Origin of the sequence: Aliterella atlantica CENA595 (assembly GCF_000952155.1) — a bacterium.
In the GTDB taxonomy this organism is placed as follows: domain Bacteria; phylum Cyanobacteriota; class Cyanobacteriia; order Cyanobacteriales; family Chroococcidiopsidaceae; genus Aliterella; species Aliterella atlantica.
Genome location: NZ_JYON01000019.1, coordinates 86201 through 104201, shown reverse-complemented (window position 1 = coordinate 104201; position 18001 = coordinate 86201). Strand labels below are relative to the sequence as shown.

At 43.2% G+C, this 18001-nt stretch carries 17 protein-coding genes; 7 read left to right on the top strand and 10 right to left on the bottom strand.

All coding sequences use genetic code 11. The features are described 5' to 3' along the window. Positions 1–230: 230 nt before the first annotated feature. From UH38_RS16950 to psbQ, 3 genes are all read right to left on the bottom strand, one after another. Positions 231–1076: an alpha/beta fold hydrolase gene (locus UH38_RS16950; protein ID WP_045055854.1), complete on the bottom strand. Its 846-nt coding sequence runs from the start codon at positions 1074–1076 to the stop codon at positions 231–233. Positions 1077–1141: 65 nt separating this feature from the next. Continuing rightward, positions 1142–2260, bottom strand: coding sequence for an NAD(P)/FAD-dependent oxidoreductase (locus UH38_RS16945; protein WP_045055853.1), 1119 nt, complete (start codon positions 2258–2260; stop codon positions 1142–1144). A gap of 82 nt (positions 2261–2342) precedes the next feature. Next, positions 2343–2810 (bottom strand): photosystem II protein PsbQ, encoded by a 468-nt coding sequence (psbQ, locus tag UH38_RS16940; RefSeq protein ID WP_045055852.1) that lies wholly within the window; start codon positions 2808–2810, stop codon positions 2343–2345. 240 nt (positions 2811–3050) lie between these two features. Here psbQ and UH38_RS16935 point away from each other — a divergent pair, with 240 nt between their 5' ends. Next, positions 3051–3470 (top strand): hypothetical protein, encoded by a 420-nt coding sequence (locus UH38_RS16935; protein WP_045055851.1) that lies wholly within the window; start codon positions 3051–3053, stop codon positions 3468–3470. Between the two features lies 1 nt (position 3471). Here the strand turns inward: UH38_RS16935 and UH38_RS16930 are convergent, their stop codons facing one another. After that, positions 3472–3879 (bottom strand): thiol-disulfide oxidoreductase DCC family protein, encoded by a 408-nt coding sequence (locus tag UH38_RS16930; protein ID WP_045055850.1) that lies wholly within the window; start codon positions 3877–3879, stop codon positions 3472–3474. A 120-nt stretch (positions 3880–3999) separates the two neighbouring features. Here UH38_RS16930 and UH38_RS16925 point away from each other — a divergent pair, with 120 nt between their 5' ends. Then, on the top strand, positions 4000–5664 hold the full coding sequence (locus tag UH38_RS16925; RefSeq protein ID WP_045055849.1) for a response regulator: 1665 nt from the start codon (positions 4000–4002) through the stop codon (positions 5662–5664). 184 nt (positions 5665–5848) lie between these two features. Here UH38_RS16925 and UH38_RS16920 read toward each other — a convergent pair whose 3' ends face one another. The 5 genes from UH38_RS16920 to hpsJ-B all read right to left on the bottom strand — a co-directional run bounded on the left by UH38_RS16920 (position 5849) and on the right by hpsJ-B (position 11771). Beyond that, entirely contained in the window at positions 5849–7234 is a 1386-nt protein-coding gene (locus UH38_RS16920; protein ID WP_045055848.1) for a PP2C family protein-serine/threonine phosphatase, read from the bottom strand. A gap of 307 nt (positions 7235–7541) precedes the next feature. Next, positions 7542–9137: a signal recognition particle-docking protein FtsY gene (gene ftsY / locus UH38_RS16915; RefSeq protein ID WP_045055847.1), complete on the bottom strand. Its 1596-nt coding sequence runs from the start codon at positions 9135–9137 to the stop codon at positions 7542–7544. A 155-nt stretch (positions 9138–9292) separates the two neighbouring features. Continuing rightward, positions 9293–9958: a transcription antitermination factor NusB gene (nusB, locus tag UH38_RS16910; RefSeq protein WP_045055846.1), complete on the bottom strand. Its 666-nt coding sequence runs from the start codon at positions 9956–9958 to the stop codon at positions 9293–9295. Between the two features lie 49 nt (positions 9959–10007). Beyond that, positions 10008–10703 carry a DUF502 domain-containing protein gene (locus tag UH38_RS16905; RefSeq protein WP_200892482.1) on the bottom strand — a complete coding sequence of 232 codons (696 nt, stop codon included), beginning with the start codon at positions 10701–10703 and terminating at the stop codon, positions 10008–10010. A gap of 228 nt (positions 10704–10931) precedes the next feature. Next, positions 10932–11771, bottom strand: coding sequence for a hormogonium polysaccharide biosynthesis protein HpsJ (gene hpsJ-B, locus UH38_RS16900; RefSeq protein WP_045055844.1), 840 nt, complete (start codon positions 11769–11771; stop codon positions 10932–10934). A 242-nt stretch (positions 11772–12013) separates the two neighbouring features. On the opposite strand from hpsJ-B, the gene ald reads away from it, so the two are divergent. The 3 genes from ald to UH38_RS16885 all read left to right on the top strand — a co-directional run bounded on the left by ald (position 12014) and on the right by UH38_RS16885 (position 14757). Beyond that, positions 12014–13105: an alanine dehydrogenase gene (gene ald / locus UH38_RS16895; protein ID WP_045055843.1), complete on the top strand. Its 1092-nt coding sequence runs from the start codon at positions 12014–12016 to the stop codon at positions 13103–13105. A 78-nt stretch (positions 13106–13183) separates the two neighbouring features. Then, positions 13184–14053, top strand: coding sequence for an MBL fold metallo-hydrolase (locus tag UH38_RS16890; protein WP_045055842.1), 870 nt, complete (start codon positions 13184–13186; stop codon positions 14051–14053). Between the two features lie 80 nt (positions 14054–14133). Further along, the gene (locus UH38_RS16885; protein WP_045055841.1) at positions 14134–14757 is read left to right on the top strand and encodes a MarC family protein; all 624 of its coding nucleotides are present in this window, start codon (positions 14134–14136) and stop codon (positions 14755–14757) included. A 37-nt stretch (positions 14758–14794) separates the two neighbouring features. Here UH38_RS16885 and UH38_RS16880 read toward each other — a convergent pair whose 3' ends face one another. Next, positions 14795–16480 (bottom strand): NAD-binding protein, encoded by a 1686-nt coding sequence (locus UH38_RS16880; protein ID WP_045055840.1) that lies wholly within the window; start codon positions 16478–16480, stop codon positions 14795–14797. A gap of 282 nt (positions 16481–16762) precedes the next feature. Here UH38_RS16880 and UH38_RS16875 point away from each other — a divergent pair, with 282 nt between their 5' ends. Both UH38_RS16875 and UH38_RS16870 read left to right on the top strand, forming a co-directional pair. Further along, on the top strand, positions 16763–17257 hold the full coding sequence (locus UH38_RS16875; RefSeq protein ID WP_045055839.1) for a DUF192 domain-containing protein: 495 nt from the start codon (positions 16763–16765) through the stop codon (positions 17255–17257). Between the two features lie 456 nt (positions 17258–17713). Next, on the top strand, positions 17714–17905 hold the full coding sequence (locus UH38_RS16870; protein ID WP_045055838.1) for a DUF2949 domain-containing protein: 192 nt from the start codon (positions 17714–17716) through the stop codon (positions 17903–17905). Positions 17906–18001 lie beyond the last annotated feature (96 nt).

The following is an 18001-nucleotide window of genomic DNA, read 5'->3' as shown; positions in this document are numbered from 1 at the left end:
CCCTGCAAAAATCATCAATCTGACAAAACAATTCTTCTAAACTAGACATAGGACGGAGGCGCTGAATCGTTAAACTTAATTTCAGCTTACTTGCCTCCTCCTTTTCTTATCCCGAACTGACGTTAACTTGGGATGGCAAACAAATCCAATTAGTTCCCGCACGTAATAAAAAATGCTAGGAGCTACAATTCATGAATCGAGCATCCTAGCTAACCCAAACAAATTTATCCTTATACCACACGACGCAGAAAAGGCGACAAGCTTTCCAAAATTACATCGGAGTGATGTTCTTGAGGATAATGCCCTACATCATCTAGCTCAACTAATTCTGCGTGTTTGATAGTTGAGGCGAAGTTTTTTGCCATACTTACAGGCAACCAAGGATCTGTTAGTCCCCAAATAATTGTCGTTGGGTACTGCCATTGTTTAAAACCAGCTTCTATCTCCGCCATTGCTGCAGGCATCTGCATATTGCGAATAGCGTACATCAAACTTCGTCCTGCTGCCGAACTTTTGAGAAACGGTTGCCGATATATATCTAAATCCGCATCTGCTATTCGGTAACGACTGCCACCTTCAAGAGTCCGATCTACCAATAAAGGATCTTGAGTTAGCATATCACCAGCAAACGGCAAACCCCATTGTTGCATTTTCCAGGGCAACTTGGCTGTAGCAGCAATTGGCGTATTGAGAATCGCCAAACTTTCAATTTGTTCGGCATGACGCAAGGCGTATTGCAAGCCAATAGAACCTAAAAAGCCTTGTACTACCAAAGAAAAGCGATCGATTTTTAATGCTGCAATTAGTTCCGCTAACGCTGTAATAAAAGCATCGGGAGTATAAGCAAAATCTCTTTTATCTGGTTTACTAGAATAGCCAAACCCGATCCAATCAGGTGCGATCGCTCTTGTCCCTTTATCTGCTAATGCTGGCATAATATGCCGCCAACTGTAGCTTTGCGATGGCAACCCATGTAAGAGAATGACAGGTAACAAATCTGTTTCTCCTCTAGGAGCAGATTCGCGGTAAAACCATTCTAAAGAGCCGACTTTAATTTTATTTTCGGTAACTTTCACTTCTTTGACTGCAGATATTATTAATTTAAAATCTTCTCGTGAAAGTACACATAAACCAATATTTCTTAGCTAGGCAAAATCATCTGCCGGATCGTTTGCGCTGTAGCAGGCGCTAACAACACGCCGTTACGATAATGACCTGTAGCTAGTAATACGTTGCTAAACCCCGTCAGTGGCTCAATAATCGGCGCTGGACGTGCTTCAGGACGAGGGCGCAACCCCGACCAAGCTTTAATAATATTACCTGCGGCTAAATCTGGACAAAAAGCGATCGCACTTTGCCTTACTTCCTCAAGTTTGACTGCATCTGCAACAATATCCGCTTGTCCTTGGGAAAATTCTACCGTTGCACCAATCCAGTAATCAGTTATAGGCATATTCCTAGTTACGCAAGGCACTATATGCACATCATTACCAGTAATTACAGGTTGAAAATTGCGATCGCCCAAACTATCAGGTAAACGTATTTGTATTGCTTGACCCAAAACAGGTCGAACATCAAGTTTAGGTGGCTGTAGCCTTGAAGGTAAAGCTTGCAGCGAACCAAGTCCAGCAGCTACTACTAACCAATCTACAGCTAAAGAATGCCCGTTACTACCACTAATTTGTACTTGCTCAACGCTAGAGGGAGTTTTTAACTTATAGTTGCTAACATTTGCCCCAAAATGAAAAGCCACCCCTCTTTGCTTGGCAGCATCTACCAAAGCTAAAGTCAAGGCTACAGGATCAACTTGTAAATCTTGAGGTGAGTAAACTGCTGCGGGAATATTTTGACAATCTAGTTGCGGGCAATGAGATTGTAATGTAGCTTTATCCCAAATTTCTAACTGCCAGCCTTGAGACGCACGAATTCTTACTAAATTTTCCCACTTACTTAAATCTTCTTCCTTTGAGCAAAGCATGACAATTCCCTGACGATTGCAAGGAATTTTGCGCCCTGTCAATGCCTCTAATTCTGGAATCAGACTTTGATAGCGTTGGATGCTGCTAGAGCGCATTTGCCACGCTCTACCTTTAATTTTATGGCTAATCGCACCCATCAAGACACCTAAAGCGGCTCCTGTAGAACCTTGTGCTGGAGCTTGCCGATCTATAACTGTAATATTAAGTCCAGGAACTTGACTCAGTTCGTAAGCGATCGCCGCCCCTACGATACCGCAGCCAATGATAACTACATTACTCATAAAAAATAGTTTTAAGTTTTAAATTCTAAGTTCTAAGTCTAATCAACTCAAAACTCAAAACTCAAAACTCAAAACTACTGTGTTACTCCTCTGCTGCTGATTGCGCTTCTTGAGGAACTAACTCTAGGAACTTATTGATATCTGCTAATGTTGCTTGATAACTGCGTACTGCTCCTTGAGTATTGTTTTCTTCAATTGCTTGCTCTACTTTGACTAAATCGTCAAACAATTGCCGCGTAACATCTCTTGCTGCTTTTTGCTGCGAAGGAAGCAAGTTGCGAGTTATATAAGTCATCTTTAACCGCAATTCGCCTAAAGGTCCGTGAATAAAATTCCGCACGCCAATCCAATCGCGTCTTTGAATCAAAATAGGAACTTCACTCATGCGATTGCGTAAAGACACGAGATCGGGTAGATACTCTTGAATTTGCTCGATTTGTACTGGAGTATATGTCTGAGGTAATTTAGCTGCTGTAGGACCACCACAACTAACAAGGAATACTGCCACAATTGCCAGAATCAATGACAGAATCGACCGAGAACGCACCATAACCTAATTTTTATTTGTTAACCAACAGTGTTATTTTAGATCGCCACCGGACGCGATCGCGCAAACAAGGGCAGAAACAATCGATCTGATATCTTGGCGATCGCCAGCTACAATTTTTTCAGCATAAATGCTTATTTAAATACCAAATACAGTTAGAGATTTGATAAGCTAAACACAATAACAGCAAGCTTTATAGCAGTTTATTTTATCTGCGCGTACCATACAGGAGCGTCCGATCTCGTGAATGCATCTGAACAAGCAACTAACCTGGAATTGGTAAGTGCGATCGCCGCCGTAGTAAATTTATTCAAAAACGAGTTTCCCGAAATTAAATCGGATCTCAAACCTTGGCAAAACGATCCTGAAACTAGGGAATTAGTCGATCCTGACTCGATTGATATTGGTTTTCACTTTCCTGGGAGAAGTAAATCGTTCCAAAGTCGCAGCATCCTAATTCAAATTCGCTTCCACCAAGATCCACTAAGCGGCGATCGCACTTGCATCGGTGTGGAAGCTGCTGGCTTCGATCATCGCGGTAAACAATGGCGACTCTCGACAATCGAAAATTGGCAGTGTGAAGGCGAAACTCAACCTCAAGCAGAAGCTAGCGAAAAGTTAAAACAGTTTTGCCGCCAAATTATGGAAATTTTCAACACCTAAATCAAACCTTATTGCAATTGCAAGACGCAGCATAAGCTGTTTGATAAGTGCTAGAACGCTTGCCAAACCAGCTATAACGGTTATCGCGAATTTGTTCGTAAACGCGATCGCCTGCCCATTTCAAGCCTGGAAGCGATCGATAAGCAGTCACAAACACTTCCCCCAAAGGTAACAATCGCCCAATCTCCTCAGCCGCAGCACTACCTTGCCATCTACGTTCTGGGGCATCAGCATCAATCAAAATCATCCCCAATTGGCAATCATCGGATGTAATTCCCCATTGCTCGATCGTTGCTTCATCCTGCATGGGCGCGTATTGAAACAAGTTCCCTCGATCTAGAGTTTCTAAAACTTGTACCAGCGAAGTACAAAGATTGCAGTTACCGTCATAGATGACGTAGTAGGTCATAAAATTAACAAAGATTACAAGTTATTTTTATTCTAGTAAGTTAATTTATGACTTTCGGGTAAGAATACCTGAAATGCCAACAGCGAGCAAAAGCATCTCCAATCAAGTATAAGGGTCACTATGGCTAAACCTGTAATTATGACCGTTGACGACGATCCTGAAGTTTTGAGAGCGATCGCCCGTGACTTGCAAAAAGAATATGGCGATCGCTTTCGCGTACTGCGTGCTGAATCAGGCGCAACTGCCTTGGAAGCACTAGAACAAGTTAAACTCCGCAACCAAACAGTAGCGCTATTTCTAGTAGATCAAAGAATGCCGCAAATGTCAGGAGTAGAGTTTCTCGAACAAGCGCTAGAACTATACCCCGATACCAAACGTGCTTTGCTCACAGCCTACGCGGACACAGATGCAGCAATTAGAGCCATCAACACCACAAAGATCGATTACTACTTAATGAAGCCTTGGGACCCCCCAGAGGAGCGCTTATACCCCGTTCTCAATGACTTGTTAGACGACTGGCAAGCGAGTTTTCATCCGCCATTTGAAGGTATCCGCGTAATTGGCAATCGGTGGTCGCCTCAATCCCACGATATCAAAGACTTCTTAGCCCGCAATCAAGTACCTTATGAATGGTTAGATATCGAATCATCATCAGAAGCGCAAAAGTTAGTAGAGTATGCTGATTGCGATCGCCTGCAATTACCGCTAGTTTTATTTCCCGATGGTGTCAGCCTGCTGCAACCGACAAATATCCAAGTTGCCGAAAAGATTGGTCTGCAAACTCAAGCGGGCAATCCCTTTTATGACCTAATAATCGTTGGTGGCGGTCCTGCGGGTTTAGCTGCCGCCGTTTACGGTGCTTCTGAGGGGTTAGATACGGTCATGATCGAACGCGAAGCCCCAGGCGGACAAGCAGGGACGAGTTCGCGGATTGAGAACTATTTAGGCTTTCCTGTCGGTTTAAGTGGTAGTGACTTAGCGCGGCGGGCGGTAACGCAAGCTAGGCGATTTGGGGTAGAAATTCTCACCCCGCAAGAAGTAACAGGCATCCGCGTTGAAGATCCCTATCGGTTTGTGCAGCTAGCAGATGGCAGCGAAATTAGTTGTCACGCGCTGATTTTAGCCCTGGGTGTATCGTGGCGACGGTTAAACGTGCCAGGATTGGAAAAGTTTACTGGGGCGGGTGTTTATTACGGTGCGGCGCAAACAGAAGCAATTTCTTGTCAAGGTGAAGATGTATATATTGTGGGCGGGGCAAATTCAGCCGGACAAGCAGCAATGTATTTTGCTAAATATGCCCGTCAAGTAATTATGTTGGTGCGCGGCGACTCTTTGACAAAAAGTATGTCTCAGTACCTCATTGACCAAATTGAAAGTACGCCTAATATTCAAGTCAAGGTACATTCAAGTGTAGTTGAAGCGAAAGGGGAAAATAGTTTAGAAGCAATTGTTATTGCCGATGCGATAACTGGCGAAACTCAAACAGTAAAAGCAACTTCGCTATTTATCTTTATTGGGGCAACTCCCCGTACCGAATGGCTAGATGGCGTTATTGAAAGAGACGATCGCGGCTTTATTTTAACAGGACAGGATTTGAAACATGGCGATCGCCGTCCGCAAGGTTGGAAGCTGGAGCGAGATCCGTTTTTGTTGGAAACAAATATCCCAGGAATCTTTGCTGTTGGCGATGTTAGGCATAATTCAGTCAAGCGCGTTGCTTCAGGAGTAGGTGAAGGTTCGATTTGCGTTCAGTTTGTGCATCAATATTTGAGCAAGGTACTGTAACAGTGACCAGTGACCAGTAATCAGTGACCAGGTAGAAGAGAAATAGGAAAATACCTTTATTTAAGTAGCTGATGAATAAGAACTGCTGATAAGGAAATAGTTAGTAGCTCGGACAATTTACAGTAGCTAGCTACTGTTTCTTAACTGGTCACTGGTCACTGGTTACTGGTCACTGTAAAAGTCTCTACTGGATTTGCATTATGACTAGGGTCATGTCATCGGCATTTTGACTTGCTGAACCCATGAATTGACGGACTTTATCGAACAAATATTCTAGAATTAACTGCGGTGATAAGGAACGCTTGCAAGCCCATTGGAAAGCGCGGATGAGGTTTTCTTCGTCAAAGCGATCGCCGCTTTGATTGGCTGCATCAGTTAGCCCGTCGGTATAGTAAATAATCGTGTCTCCAGATGCTAACTGGATGTGAGAGTTTTCGTATTGATTGTGAGTATCTAGCCCGATTAACATTCCCAATGTATCGAGGCGTTTAATAGTGTTAGTTGCAGCTTGCCACAACAAAGGGGGATTGTGGGCGGCATTGCTATACGTCAAAATCTTGGTTTGGGCATCGTATTCGGAGCAAAATAGCGTCACAAATCGATGAGAATTTTCTAAATCGGCGTACATTACCCGATTTAAGTGTTGCAAAATTCGCGCTGGCGAGTGACCGTTTAATACTTCACCACGTAGCATTCCCCGCGTCATTGTCATAATTAGCCCTGCGGGAACGCCTTTACCCATGACATCGCCAATAACTAACGCCCAGCGAGTAGATACAGGTGCGATCGCTTTTGGTTTGAGCGCATCCTCGTTGGTAGGAATAAAGTCGTAGTAATCGCCACCTACACGATTTGCTGGTTGACAAAATGCTGCCAGCGATACGCCAGGAATATTCGGGCATTGGCGAGGTAAAAGTTGCAGTTGAATTTCTGCGCCAATTTCTAATTCCCGATCTAGGCGTTCTTTTTTCCGCAGTTCTACTGTTAGTTCGTCATTTTCAATTGCTACAGCAGTTTGATCGGCAACCAAACGCACTAGCTTTTGTCTTTCTTCCGTCCACGTGTAGTCACGATTGCCGCTAAAAACGTACAATCGCCCTCTTTCGACGTGTCTCACTAACACGGGAGTGCCAAATAGTTGCACGTTTGCGCCCAGATGATTGCTAATTTGAGCATCTATAGTTGCTGTTGCTGGGACTAATTGCGCTGCAGTTAAGGAAGCGGCGATCGCGCTTGTTGCTGCTTCTAGTGCCTTGCGAATGATTTTTTGTTGGCTGCTATCTTGGCAGTGCAATCTTTCTAAGCGAACTTGCCCGTTGGGTTTATATAAAATTAGCGCTCCGCCATCGGCATCTGTCACCCGTGTTGCCATCAGCGGAATCAATTCTAAAAACTGGTTGAGGTTGTTAAAGCTTCTTAGGGCAAATCCTAAAGAGCTTAATAAGTCCTGAATCTTGTGCTGTTCTCGATGCAGACGCGCCACCAGTTCTTTGAGCGCCAAGACTGGATTAATATCTGTAGTAGCATTACTACGGTCAGTAGGTTGAGAGGGCGGTTGAGGCACAGGCACAAGCGTTTATTCCATTTGGCAAGATTGATTTAGCGCTAGAACGCGATCGCGCTATGCAAAATTTTCTGAATTTAGAGTTGGATTATCTTAACTCAAAAGTTACTTATATCGCTGCCTAAATATATCTATATATATGAGATGTTGCCCTACCCAAATAGAACTATTTAGGTTAGCACCTGCGTATGCTACCAAATTCTCAGGAAAAAGCTATAAATTTTTTGTAAATTCTTACGAGAATTTTGCCTGCCTATAACAAACTATGATTCTAAATGGGCGCAAAGCATTGCACCCCTACAGCTTTCCTTACTTAACTACTCAATAGTGCTTCAACAAATTCGTAGCTAGAAAACGGGCGCAAATCTTCAATGCCTTCACCTGCACCAATAAAGCGAATTGGTAATCCTAACTGTTGGACTACAGCTAAAGCCACGCCACCTTTAGCCGTACCATCTAGTTTTGTTAATACAACACCACTCAATTGTGCTGCTTCGGCAAAAACTTCAGCTTGTCTCAGTCCATTTTGACCGAGGGTAGCATCCAAAACTAACAGCGATTCAACTTTTGCCTCAGGGGCTTTTTTGTCTACAATGCGCCGAATTTTGCTTAATTCATCCATCAAGTTTTTCTTATTTTGCAATCTTCCGGCTGTATCTACTAGCAGTAATTCTACAGAACGCGATTGAGCCGCTGCGATCGCATCAAATACTACTGCTGCTGGATCTGTATTTTTGCCTGGGTTGGCGACTACTTCTATACCGCTTCTTGCTCCCCAAATTTTTACTTGTTCGACAGCCGCCGCTCTAAATGTATCTGCCGCACCAATTAAGCATTTATAGCCAGATTTTTGGGCAATATGAGCAAGTTTGCCAATAGTTGTCGTTTTTCCAGCACCATTAACACCAGTCATCAGCCAAATATTCAAGCTATCTTTTTCAGGGACAAAAGTTCGTGAGTATGATTCTAGAGGGCGATCGAGCATATCGCGGAGGATTTGCTTGAGATAGGCGATCGCTGCATCTGCTGGTAATGCTTCTTGTTTGAGCTTATTTTGCAGCGAATTAATAATAAAATCTGTTGCTTCTACGCCTACATCTGCTTGCAATAGCAATGATTCTATTTCTATAACCGCCGCTTGATTGAGCGGTCCTTGACCTACTATTGCTTTTAGCTGGTTGACTAGGTTGCGGCGAGTTTTATCTAAGCCTTGGCGGAGTTTTTTGAGCCAAGTAATTTCTTCTACTGAAACATCTTCTGGGCGACGACCTTGAGCGGCTAAAATTTCTGCAGACCACAAAAATCCTTCGTCAAAGGCAAGTTCTGGGAGTGCTGGTGCTGCAACTTGGGGCTGTTCTACTTCTGGTTCGGCGATCGCACTTGCTTTGAGCCTTTCTAGTCTTGCTTGTCTATCTGCTTCTGCTTGCGCCCAAAATGGTACAGGGGTTGCTGGTTCTACCTCAGACGGCGTGCTAGCTTCAATTTCTCCCTCTGGTTCTGCCTCAGAAGTGTCAATTTCTGCTGATTCTAGCTCTGTACTAGATGTTTCTGAGTCTATTTCTGCTGATTCTACCTCTGTACTATGAACTTCCGCATCTGGTTCGTCTGCTACTGGTTCTACTTCTGTAGCTGGGTTAGGCGGAGTTTCGGCATCTGGTTCATCTGCTGGTTCTTCAGAAGTTGCAGCAACTTCTGGAGGTGCTGTTGTTGCCTGTTGTTGAATGTTTTGATAAGCAGCTTTAGCCCATTGCAAGTATTCTGCGGCTGTATCTGCTTGAGATGAGTCGCTTGGTTCTGCGGGAGATTCTATAACTTCAGGTGGCGACTCTACCTCTGGTAAGGTAGTTTCTGTCTCCTGTGAAGACTCTTCTTTCTCGCTAAATTGTCGGCGGAACCAGTTAAAAACCATTGGACTTTGACTATGTAGAGGTATGGGAAAAACGAACCACAAAGAATCGTTTGCAAAGTGTAGCGTTTAGAGCGCGAAGGAAAATTAAAGTTTAAGAGAGGTTTTGTGCAAGTTCTATTATTTTAGGTGAGATGCAGGCTGAGGCAAGGAAGAAATTAACTATCGCTGCTTGTGGCTGGAGCAACTGAGACTTTTGCTTGGTCAGTTACTCGGCGCATTACGCCATTAATGAATCTGAATCCTTCGTCTTCGCTGTATTTTTTTGCTAATTTTACGGCTTCATCTATAGCGACGCGATCGGGAATACCAAGAAAGAATATTTCTGCTACGGCAATTCTGAGAATATCGCGATCGATTCTTGCTAGTCGATTTATTTGCCAATCTACTAATGCGTCTTTGAGAATTTCGTCTATTTGGTCGCGTTTGGCGCTGACTGTACTGACAATTTGAATGGCGTAGGTGCGAACTTCTGGCTTGTCGTCGGTACTTTGAATCCACTGGGGCATTTGTACGGCTGCACCCAAACGGTTGATCGCGCTTTGGGTCGTTTCGATCGCTTCTGCTAACATGGTTCTGGCTGTTGCCAAATCTGTTGTGCGAGTTTCGCTGCTTAACAGGCGATCGTTGCTGCGTTGCAGTTCTCCTGCTGCTGTCGCTAGCGCGTCTTGGGCTTCTGTTGTCAAAGTTCGGATTGCTGCTTGTAATAAGCTGGCTATTTGTTGCGTTTCTATCTTTTCTTTTGACTGTGGTAACTGGCTAATGCCTAACAAGGCAAGTTCGCGGGCGATTTCACGAGCGGGAGTAGTACGAGAAGATGGCATCTTTAAATAGTTATGAGTTATGAGTTTTGAGTTATTAGAGTGTTAGTACCTATAATTTTGGTTCTGTTATTGGTGCTTCTAGCTGAAGCTCTTTGGGTACAGGTAAAGGAGCTAGTTGGGTGTTGGGGGCTACGATACCGCCTGAGACAATTACTTTAAAGGCATCTTCTATCGACATGGAAAGGTTGATTACTTCATCTTCTGGTACTACTGCATACCAACCAGTAGTGGGATTGGGTGTTGTAGGTACAAATACACTGAGCATTGGACGCACCATTTGCGATTGAATTTCATTGCTCATGCTGCCTGTAACAAATCCGATCGCCCATACTCCCCGTCTTGGATATTCTACTAAAACTACGCGGCGAAATCTGCCATTGGTGTCTTTTAAGATTGTTTCTAATAGCTGTTTGAGGGTTTTGTAAACTGCTCCTGCTAATGGTATTGCTACCAGTAAATCTTCGCCAACATCTAGTAACCAACGCCCAGCAATGTTACGCGCCATTAAGCCAATAATCAAAATACACAGCAAAGGTACAGCCAAACCTACTGCTAGATTCAATAAATTGACTAAAATTGGGTGCATATTATCAAACGGATTTATTTGTTTGGGAATCCGCGTGAGAAAGTTAATTACCCAATTGGCGATCGTAATTGTCAGCCAGATTGTAGTAGCTAGGGGAATCACTACCAATAACCCAGCAATTAAGTCATTCTTTAAATCTTGTTTGAAGCGTTCGAGCACTAATTGCCCACTCTCCTTGTCAATAGTTTTGCGTCGATCCGATCTACAGGCGGTATATTGCTTTTGGCTATCGCTTGAGAGTCATCCAAATCCCGATCCAACCTTTTTGACGTTACTAGCGCACCAAGGTTCACTTCAAAGTAAGCTGACAAAGCACGCTACAGCTTTTAATAGTTAGTTTTGTAACAATTATTTTGATTGTAGCGTAATTCTTACTCTGCTTAGGTTTTATACAGGCTTGCTAGCCGATAACATATTTCTTAGTCCCGTCCAGCCGATCGCAATATAACCAATGGCAATCAGTAAACCGCGAATAGCCATTCTAATGCTAGATTGTAGGGCTTCAAGTCTTGCTTGAGATTGCGCTTTTTGCTTTTGCTGTTGCAGTTCGTCGAGTCTTTCTTTGCCTAAAGTTACAGGATCGCTTTGCTGGGCGAGATATTTTTCTAAAGCTTGGGGATTAGCTTTAAATTCTTGGAGTAATTTTTTTTGTTCGGGGGGCGTGCGATCGCTCTTTATTGCTTGCTGATATAGCTGTTCGTTTTGGAGCAAGGCTGTAACTTGGGCTTTAAACTGATTTTTTTGGTTCTCTAACTGAGCGCGATTTTTCTCGTCTCCTAATTGAGCTTGCAGTTGGTCTAATTGCGATTGCAATTGAGCTTCTGCTTGAGTAGAATCGCGCTCTATGCGTTCTACGGCTCTAGCACTTTCCTGATTCACATTATTGATATGAAAAGGAATAACCAGCAAAAATAGCAGCCCTAACAAGCTAGATAACAGGAGCGCCCAAAATTTTAAACTCAACCATAATGGCGGCTTAGTTAGAGCATTATCGCTGCGATCGTACAACCAATAGCCAATTAACAGCAGCGCCAATCCAATCATCGGCGTAATTCCCCTGTCAACCATAGCTGTTGCAAAGCCAATTTGCCACAGTCCATCTCGTGGTTGGGCAGGGAAAGCCAGAATTATAAAATCTAACAAAAAAGACAAAATCAATATACCCCCAATCAGCTTGAGAAGCTGGGCGACAAAGGGGGCTATTTGAGGATTACCGATCGCTTTCATAAAAATTAAAAATATTACTAAGTTTAGGAGGTATTTTGCTGGCGATCGCCAGACAACTATTTTTCCGATTTCAACAAGATGTTACCACAAAGCAATTTTTAACCTATTTGGTAGCAATCTGCACGAGACATGAGTATTTAATCTTACATTGGCGATCGCCAAGCGCCTATTTGTAGTAATTCCTGCCCTCTGCTGCTAGAACAAACAATTAAGCTATAAGTAGAATCTCAAGAGATAAAAGCATGGAAATAGGCGTTCCCAAGGAAACAAAAGACCAAGAGTTTCGCGTGGGGTTAAGTCCAAGTAGCGTCCGAGTGCTAACAGAGAACGGTCATACAATAAAAGTAGAAACTCAAGCAGGTAATGGCGCTGGATTTACAGATGCAGATTATCAGCAAGCTGGAGCGCAAATTGTCTCCTCAGTAGCAGAGGTTTGGCATCAAGAGCTTGTAATCAAAGTTAAAGAACCGATCGCCTCAGAGTACCAATTTTTGCAAAAAGGGCAATTATTGTTTACCTACTTGCATTTGGCAGCAAATCGGACATTAACAGAGCATCTAATTGATTCTGGAGTAACGGCGATCGCTTATGAAACTGTAGAACAACCAGGAAGCAATAAGCTACCTCTACTCACGCCCATGAGTATTATTGCAGGTCGTCTCGCCGTACAATTTGGCGCTAGGTATTTAGAACGCCAACAGGGAGGTAGAGGCATTTTGCTAGGTGGCGTTCCTGGAGTTAGACCTGGGAAAGTAGTAATTTTAGGTGGGGGTGTAGTTGGTACGGAAGCAGCGCGGATTGCTGTAGGAATGGGCGCATCGGTGCAAATTATCGATCTCAACGTCGATCGCTTGGCTTATTTAGAAACTATATTTGGTTCTAGAGTTGAGCTACTTTACAGCAACTCAGCGCAAATTGAAGCCACCGTAAGCGATGCAGATTTATTAATTGGTGCAGTATTAGTCCCAGGACGTAAAGCGCCGATTCTCGTCCCGCGCAGTCTAGTAAAAAGTATGCGATCGGGTTCGGTAATTGTCGATGTTGCAGTAGATCAAGGCGGTTGTGTAGAAACGTTGCACCCTACATCTCACACGCACCCAACTTATGTAGATGAGGGAGTCGTGCATTATGGCGTACCAAATATGCCTGGTGCTGTACCTTGGACGGCAACTCAAGCATTAAACAATAGTACCCTGCCATATATTTTGCAATTAGCTAATCTAGGAATGAAGGCTTTAGAATTTAATTCCTCTTTGGCTTGTGGTGTGAATGTGGATCGCCATCAATTGGTGCATCCGGCGATTAAAGAGGTATTTCCCGATTTGGTTCATTGATTGATTAGACGTAGACACGTAGCGTTAGAGACGTAGCAGTGCTACGTTTCTACATCAATAACGTTCCCACACACTGATATGGCACATTTAAATTTACGCCGTCCGCAAAATACTAGCGGTGACTTTTACGTTGATAGCACTTGTATAGACTGCGATACTTGCCGCTGGATGACTCCAGAGGTGTTTAATCGCGCTGCTGGTAAGTCTGTGGTGTATCATCAACCAGAAAATGAATTAGAAAGATTGCGAAGCTTGCAAGCGCTGCTAGCTTGTCCTACAAGTTCGATTGGTACGGTGGAAAAGCCAAAAGACATTAAAGCAGCACAACTTAGTTTTCCGATTCCTGTTGCCGAAAATGTTTATCATTGCGGCTACCACTCAGAAAACTCCTATGGCGCAGCTAGCTATCTAATTACTCGAAAAGAAGGCAATATATTAGTAGATTCCCCGCGTTTTACGCCGCCTTTAGTCAAACGGCTAGAAGAATTAGGCAAAATCCGCTATATGTATCTCACCCATAGAGATGATGTCGCCGATCATCAAAAGTTTCACGACCATTTTGGCTGCGATCGCATTCTCCACAGCGATGATATTACTAGCGATACTCGTAATGTAGAAATACAGTTAACTGGCATTGCACCCTACGCCCTAGACAGCGATTTATTAATTATCCCAGTTCCAGGACATAGTAAAGGTCATACTGTATTGCTGTATGCAAATAATTTGTTTACAGGCGATCATTTAGCTTGGTCGGATTCTCGCCAGCAATTAGTCGGTTTTCCCGATGTTTGCTGGTATTCTTGGTCAAAACAAGTTGAATCTATGCGCCAGTTACTAAAATATGACTTTGAATGGGTGTTGCCTGGTCACGGTCGCCGCTATCATGCAGATGCAAGAACTATGCACGCGCAAATGGAAAAGTGTGTAGCTTGGATGGAATCGATTTGAGGTTGATTAGCAAGCGCACCTACACAAACAAAACCCGCTATTATGCAGGTTATCGGTGCAATCTGTAGAGGATTTTTGCTGTGACATCCTTCGTCGTCAAAGCTTTTCTAACTCTGTTCGTCGTCATCGATCCTATTGGCTTGACTCCTATCTTTATTACTTTAGCTGGCGATCGCCCTGCTAAAGAACAATCGCGGATCTCTCGTCAAGCAGTGTTAGTAGCTGGATGCATTGTATTTGCTTTTGCTTTGGGTGGAACTTTATTGCTGCGCTATTTGGGTATTAGTATTGAGGCTTTTGAGGTAGCTGCTGGCATATTGCTATTTAAGATTGCAATTGATATGGTATTTGCCCAAAGAGAACGCGAAACCGATGAGGAAGAAAAAGAAGCAAGATTGCGAGAAGATATCAGTATCTTTCCCCTAGCGATTCCTTTAATTGCTGGACCTGGAACCTTAGCTAGCGTGTTGATTTTAGCAAACGAAGCCGAGGGCTATTCTTTTGGTTTAACGATAGTTTTAGCGATCGCGGCAATTGTACTAGCGATCGCTTATATTTTGCTCCGTCTTTCTAGATATTTAGCTAAAATCTTAGGTCAAACTGGTATCAACGTAGTGACTAGAGTTTTAGGAGTTCTACTTTCAGCCTTAGCCGTCCAGTACATCGCCAATGGTGCAGTAGGTTTACTTAAAGTCAATGTTTAGGTAAGGTGCGTTGCGAACAACGCACCCTGCTTTAGCTTTAGCTAGCTATTAATTGTGAAGGCGCAGTACGCCACAGTTGCTCTAAACCCGTTGCAGGCATAGTTAGATATAAAACATCGCCAGCACTTAGGCAAGTATTGAGCAAATCCCAACCGTGAATAGTTTGACAATTTGTCTCTAAGTATAAAGGTACAAAGTCAGTCGCCATTGCCATATCTTTGACTGCACGACCGCAAAAGGGATGAGATGGAGTAATCAAAGTTGCTAAAGCCACCCACAAACTATCGGCTGTAATGCCATTACCAATAATTCTCCCTCCCAAAGCAGCAGCAGCAAATGCGGGCGCAGCTAGTTCAGCCGGACTTAATACTGCTTCAAATTCAAACACTTGCTGCGTCATTCGGGCAAAATCAGGATCTTCATAACGGACAATGACGGGAATGTTAGGTTTTAGCCCTTTAGCATTAAGCGCAATTTCTAAATTAACCGCATCATTGCTAGTAACGCTAAGTAGCGCTGCTGAAGAATTTAAATTACCAGCTTCAAGAGTAGCAGGTAAACTTGCATCTCCAAGAATTACCGGAATACCCAAAGAACGAGCAGTATTAAGAAAACGGTTATTAGGATCGCGCTCAATAATTACGATGTCATGTCCGCTACTATGTAGTTGCTGGGCGATTTGAATACCAATCCCACCCAAACCGCAAATAATATAATGGTAGTGCTGGGGGACTCTAGCAGCATCCCAAAATTGCTTAAAACGAGTTCCCAAGACAAAATCATTGAGTAAGGCGTACCAAATACCAATCACACCCGTACCAATCAGCATCATCACCACCGTAAATAATTTAATGCTATCGGGAGATTGTTCGGCTACTCGGTCGTTACCGCCTGCGCCTGTAATCATGCCTACAGAAAAATACAGCGCATCGACAATAGAAATACTAAAATTGACGCAAATATAAGTAAAAGTAGCAATCAAGATAGTTATTAGCAGCACAAAAGCAACCACTACAACCGATCGCCCGTGTTGCTGAAAATGCCTCAAACTGGTGAAAACTTTAACTAATTTAGAAATAATTGACTTGCGCGGACTGCGGATCGTAGGCTTTGTCCCGACAATTAAGCGATCGCCTATTTGCAAAGCGCGATCGCGCACTACAGCCGAAACCAAATCTACGCGCTCGTCTATAGGCAAATAATAAATTAGCATCCGCCCGCGATTGTTCCACAAGTCGCGTAACTTCTGCCCTTTCCAGCGATGGTTTTCATCGATATATTCTTCGTGGATGGGCCAAGTTTGATTAAATAGTTCTAACTGACCGATCGCGCGATCGCCCAAAGCGTCAAAAGCAAATACAGGTGCAGCCAAAGCCGCTACGCTCATCGTTACATGATCTGGCAAAGTTCGGTCGAGGCGATCGCCCAAACTCGTATTAAATAAGCGATTGATTATCCTAATTTTGGGATTGAGTACCCGCGCCTGCACCAAAATTGCCAAATTTAAGGCATCATCTCCTCCAGCTAACACTAAAGTGTGCGCCAATTCAATTTGGGCAGCCATCAATGTAGTAGCCGCTTGAAGATTGCCAACAACAATATCAGTTTCTCCAGGTATGGGTAAATCGTGAACGCCAATTACCTGCGCTAGCTGCTGTCTGAGCAAGCAGAATATTTTATACCCAGTTCGATCCAATCCGCAGACAATAATCCGAGGTTTCATGAGTTAGAGGCAAGCAGACAAAAAGCGATCGCAGGATTGCTCCCGTTTTCCCTAAACTATTATTTTTAACTACTACAGCCGCCAGAACTGTAACTCAAACAACAATTAGCAGGCGCAAAGAGATGGTTGTAGTATCAAGCCAATTTTATAAGAGCTAGATAAAGTCAAAAGTCAATAGCACTCAAACCACAACCCAACGTAATACTATTTTGTTTTCCTACCTAGAAAAATAGTAGTTATTATTGAAGTTGGCAGCAGTTAGGTAATTGGGGAGAAAACTAGGTGAATCGTTGGTTAGGCGTAGTCGGAATAATTATTGGTGTAATGTTAATGGGCTGCGACGCGGTAACTACAGCGACACCAGAAGTTGCCACCAATATAGGGCAAAGCTTGCCTATTTCTGCCCAAGCTACCATAGGCGATCGCTTGGTCAATCTAGAAGTAGCCAAAACGCGGCAACAACAAGCAATTGGCTTGATGGGTAGAACTAGCCTTGCTGACGATCGCGGGATGCTATTTGAATTTAAACCACCACAACCTGTAAGCTTTTGGATGAAAAACGTCCGCATCCCTTTAGACATGGTTTTTCTCAAAAATGGTCAAGTAAATGCGATCGCGGCTTCCGTACCTCCTTGTACTGCTGAACCTTGTCCTACGTACGGACCTAATAACACTACAATCGACCAAGTGATCGAACTTAGAGGCGGACGCGCTGCCGAACTAGGCTTAAAAGTTGGTGAAACAGTAAAAATTAACTACTTACCAGCAAAAAACTAGGGAATTTACCTACCTAACCTTGTAATTATTAAAGTAAACTAAGCAAAATGTCTAATTTTGGCATTTAGGGCTTAAAATCTAATCTATTCTTGGATGCTAGGCAAAGTCATAGTTGATATTTATCTATTTTGGATTACAGCGTATTGCAATTGAGCGATCGCTAATATCCTCCTTGCTATAGATAAGAAAGATAGAAGCGCTAAAGTATAAAGATATTTAATGAATTTAGCTTGGTTGATTTAATTAAAGCTAAATCAGTCCGAACGCGCTACAATCTTAGTCCATATCTGCTATAAAAAGCATTTTGCCAAGAAGACAACTGACGGAGAATTCGTAAGTATTTTAGCTTAATATTGGCAAATTCAACTGAGGACAGCTTGAAAACTGTCTAAAGGTACAAAAACAAAAGTAAAGTTAGGGTAGAAAATTAGTTTTCAGCAAGGAGGTGAAGAATAAGTGGCTCCGTCAACGTACACTCGGTTTATCAATTTTCTCCAAGAGGATTTAGCAATTTCCGCTGCGGCTATTGCTGTAGCACTGCGCCATCGGGAGCAAGATCCAGGACCTTTACCTATGATTCTCTGGCAATACGGCTTAATTACGCTCGAACAGTTAGACCGAATCTATGACTGGTTGGAAACTGCATAAATTACTAAGTCCTAATTTGGGAGTAAGAATGAATGCTGGCTCGATCGCAAGTGATGAGAAACCCGATATATAAAGTAAAAAGCGAGTTATTCAACT

Coding starts and splice junctions, on each gene's coding strand:
- hpsJ-B (WP_045055844.1), bottom strand. CDS start 11,771: ATGAAAGCGATCGGTAATCCTCAAATAGCCCCCTTTGTCGCCCAGCTT.
- UH38_RS16925 (WP_045055849.1), top strand. CDS start 4,000: ATGGCTAAACCTGTAATTATGACCGTTGACGACGATCCTGAAGTTTTG.
- UH38_RS16890 (WP_045055842.1), top strand. CDS start 13,184: ATGGCACATTTAAATTTACGCCGTCCGCAAAATACTAGCGGTGACTTT.
- ftsY (WP_045055847.1), bottom strand. CDS start 9,137: ATGGTTTTTAACTGGTTCCGCCGACAATTTAGCGAGAAAGAAGAGTCT.
- UH38_RS16930 (WP_045055850.1), bottom strand. CDS start 3,879: ATGACCTACTACGTCATCTATGACGGTAACTGCAATCTTTGTACTTCG.
- nusB (WP_045055846.1), bottom strand. CDS start 9,958: ATGCCATCTTCTCGTACTACTCCCGCTCGTGAAATCGCCCGCGAACTT.
- UH38_RS16880 (WP_045055840.1), bottom strand. CDS start 16,480: ATGAAACCTCGGATTATTGTCTGCGGATTGGATCGAACTGGGTATAAA.
- UH38_RS16945 (WP_045055853.1), bottom strand. CDS start 2,260: ATGAGTAATGTAGTTATCATTGGCTGCGGTATCGTAGGGGCGGCGATC.
- psbQ (WP_045055852.1), bottom strand. CDS start 2,810: ATGGTGCGTTCTCGGTCGATTCTGTCATTGATTCTGGCAATTGTGGCA.
- ald (WP_045055843.1), top strand. CDS start 12,014: ATGGAAATAGGCGTTCCCAAGGAAACAAAAGACCAAGAGTTTCGCGTG.